Origin of the sequence: Mycobacterium sp., assembly GCF_049802695.1 — a bacterium.
GTDB lineage: Bacteria > Actinomycetota > Actinomycetes > Mycobacteriales > Mycobacteriaceae > Mycobacterium.
In genome coordinates this window covers 1-2,967 of sequence record NZ_JBARMY010000250.1, presented here as the reverse complement: position 1 = coordinate 2,967, position 2,967 = coordinate 1, and the positions used below count along the sequence as shown (strand labels likewise).

Sequence of the window (2,967 nt, the reverse complement as noted above, 5' to 3'; positions counted from 1 at the left end):
CAGCCGCGGCCCCGGCGGTGACGTCGGCGATGCCGCGCAGAATTTGCGACAGGATCACCCCGGAATTCCCCCGGGCACCGTTGAGGGCGCCCGCCGACAGCGCGGCGGCAACTCGGGCGACGTCACCCTCACCGGTCTCGACATCGGCCTCAGCCAGCGCCGATCGCATGGTGAACAGCATGTTGGTGCCGGTGTCGGAATCGGCGACCGGGAAGACGTTGAGGCGGTTGATCTCGTCGATGTGGGCGATGAGGTCGCTGACGGCGGTGTGCGCCCAGTCGCGCAGGGCACAAGCATCCAAGAGGCGGTCCGGCCCACCCGCTGCACCGGCCGCTTGGAAGCCCACTGACATCTACCTTCTATACCTCCTGCACCTGACTCCGGTGGGAGCCAGCCTATCCAGTGCCGACGACAACCCCGCCCGCATGGCCACGCGTGGCTGTGCACCGTTTTGGCACTCGACGCCGACGGCGGCTATCCTGACCAGGTTGTCTGGTCACCCGTGACGCGGTCGTCGTCCGGCCGGAAGGCCCCCGTTGGCCCAGTATGAGATTCGAGGAGCAAGCTATGGCTGCCGTGTGCGACATCTGCGGGAAGAGCCCCGGCTTTGGCAAGTCGGTGTCGCATTCGCACCGCCGGACCAGCCGTCGCTGGGACCCCAACATTCAGACTGTGCACGCGGTGACGCGTCCCGGCGGCAACAAGCAGCGGCTCAACGTGTGCGCGTCCTGCATCAAAGCCGGCCGGGTCACTCGCGGCTAGCACTCACCTCAGGGCAGCCGCCAGTCGATCGGGTCGGCGCCCATGTCTGTCAGTAGTTGATTCGCCCGGCTGAACGGCCGCGAACCGAAGAACCCCCGCGACGCCGACAACGGCGAGGGATGCGGCGACTCGAGCGCCACGCAGTCGCCGCCGGCCAGCAGCGGTTTCAGAGTGGATGCATCTCGGCCCCACAGGATCGCGACCAGCGGTTGCTTGCGATCCACCAGTGCCCGGATCGCGCACTCGGTGACGGCCTCCCAGCCCTTGCCGCGATGCGACGCCGGACTCCCCGGTTGCACGGTCAAAACCCTGTTGAGCAGCAGCACGCCGCGCTGGGCCCACGGCGTCAGGTCGCCGCAAGACGGCGCTGGGTAGCCGAGGTCGCGGGCGTATTCGGCGAAGACGTTCTCCAGGCTGCGCGGCAACGGCCGCACGTCGGGCGCCACCGAGAAACTCAATCCCACAGCGTGTCCGGGCGTGGGATAAGGGTCCTGGCCCACGATCAGCACCCGTACCCGGTCGAACGGGAAGGTGAACGCGCGCAACACGTTCGGCCCTGCCGGCAGGTACCGGCGACCGGCGGCGATCTCGGCGCGCAAGAACTGGCCGAGCTTGCTGACCTGGGCGCCCACCGGCTCCAGCGCCTGCGCCCAGCCGTCGTCGACCAATTCAGCCAAGGGGCGCACAGTCATAGCAGGCCCAACCTATTCGAAGGACTGCCAGCCGGCATAACCGCGCCACTCGTCGCCGTCAACCAGTACCCGCGCCGGCCCGGCCAGCACCCGGCCGATGGTCCGCCACCCGGGCGGCACCGAGCCGGCGAACACCGCAACCAGCGCATGGTCTTCTCCCCCGCCCAGCACCCACCGCCAGGGATCAACGCCTACCGCTTCGGCGGCCGCGGCCAACGGCCGGAGATCCGCCGACAACGCCTCGGTGGACAGATCGAGGGTTACCGCGGATGCCTCGGCGACGTGCCGCAAATCGGCGATCAGGCCGTCCGATACGTCGATCATCGCCAACGCCTCGGCTTCGGCGGCTGCCCTGCCCTGGCCGTAGGGCGGCTGCGGGACAAGATGGCGGAGTCGCAGGTCGTCGAACCCGTCGATTACATTGCGACACAACGCATACCCAGCTGCCGAGTGGCCCAGTTCGCCGGTGGCGGCGATCACCGCGCCGGGCTGCGCACCGGTCCGCAGGACCGCCGCACGACCGGCCAGGTCACCCAGCACGGTCACCGACACCACCCACTGCGGACAGCTGACCAGATCGCCGCCGACGATACCGGCGCCGATACGCCCGGCTTCCTCCCACATGCCGTCGGCCAGCGCGCGGACCTGGCCGGCCGGAGTATCGGCGGGAGCGCCGAAGGCCACCACGAACGCCGTGGCGCACCCGCCCATCGCCTCGACGTCGGCGGCGTTCTGAGCAATCGCCTTACGGCCGATTTGCTGCGGGGTCGACCACTCCAACCGGAAATGTCGGTCTTGCACCAGCATGTCGGTCGAAATGAGGACACGGCCGTCGTCGGCGACCACCACGGCGGCGTCGTCTCCGGGTCCGAGCGCCGTCGTGGACGGCTGCCGGTGGCCCGCCACCAGCCGGTCGATCAGCGCGAACTCCCCCAACCGACCCAGCGTGGGCTCGCCGCTGCTCACATCGCTACCTTCCCGGCCTGTCGAGTCCAGCGAAGACCGGTCGCGGCCTGCGGTAAGTTTGGTCCGCCGACTCCGGCAGCAGACACGTGGAAGTGTAAGCCGCCCGGCGACGATGCCGGCCGCACCGCGGCCAGAGGAGGAGCCGGGCAATCAAGCCCGCCCGGCGACGATGCGGGCCGTGCGGCGGCCAGAGGAGGAGCCGGGCAATCAAGCGCGACGCCATGGACAGGCAAACACCGGACGACCCGGTGGACGACTCCGACGGACCGCCGCGCGCCCTGATCATCGCTGCGCTGGTGATCGCGGTCAGCGCAGTCGGCGTCGTCTTGGCGATCGCCGCGACGCGTCACGCCCCGCCGCAACCGGTTGCCATTCCGGGTGTTCCGGCGCCGCAAGCGCAAAGCCCGCCGTGTCGGGCGCTGCTGCAGGCACTACCCGAGCAACTCGACGACTACCGGCGTGCGCCGGCCGCGCAACCGTCCCCGGCAGGTGCCGCGGCTTGGCGGGCCGCAGCCGACAACGAGCCGGTGGTGCTGCGGTGTGGACT

At 69.8% G+C, this 2,967-nt stretch carries 5 protein-coding genes; 2 read left to right on the top strand and 3 right to left on the bottom strand.

All coding sequences use genetic code 11. The features are described from left to right. A partial coding sequence (locus WA317_RS10235) for a DAK2 domain-containing protein (RefSeq protein WP_425172925.1) occupies positions 1–352 on the bottom strand: 352 nt, incomplete at its 3' end. 215 nt (positions 353–567) lie between these two features. On the opposite strand from WA317_RS10235, the gene rpmB reads away from it, so the two are divergent. Further along, positions 568–762 carry a 50S ribosomal protein L28 gene (rpmB, locus tag WA317_RS10230; RefSeq protein ID WP_425172924.1) on the top strand — a complete coding sequence of 65 codons (195 nt, stop codon included), beginning with the start codon at positions 568–570 and terminating at the stop codon, positions 760–762. An 8-nt stretch (positions 763–770) separates the two neighbouring features. Here rpmB and WA317_RS10225 read toward each other — a convergent pair whose 3' ends face one another. Both WA317_RS10225 and WA317_RS10220 read right to left on the bottom strand, forming a co-directional pair. Further along, positions 771–1,454 carry a uracil-DNA glycosylase gene (locus WA317_RS10225; RefSeq protein ID WP_425172923.1) on the bottom strand — a complete coding sequence of 228 codons (684 nt, stop codon included), beginning with the start codon at positions 1,452–1,454 and terminating at the stop codon, positions 771–773. 12 nt (positions 1,455–1,466) lie between these two features. Continuing rightward, on the bottom strand, positions 1,467–2,420 hold the full coding sequence (locus WA317_RS10220; protein ID WP_425172922.1) for a thiamine-phosphate kinase: 954 nt from the start codon (positions 2,418–2,420) through the stop codon (positions 1,467–1,469). Between the two features lie 221 nt (positions 2,421–2,641). Here WA317_RS10220 and WA317_RS10215 point away from each other — a divergent pair. Further along, the coding region (locus WA317_RS10215; RefSeq protein WP_425172921.1) for a DUF3515 domain-containing protein at positions 2,642–2,967 on the top strand (326 nt) is incomplete at its 3' end.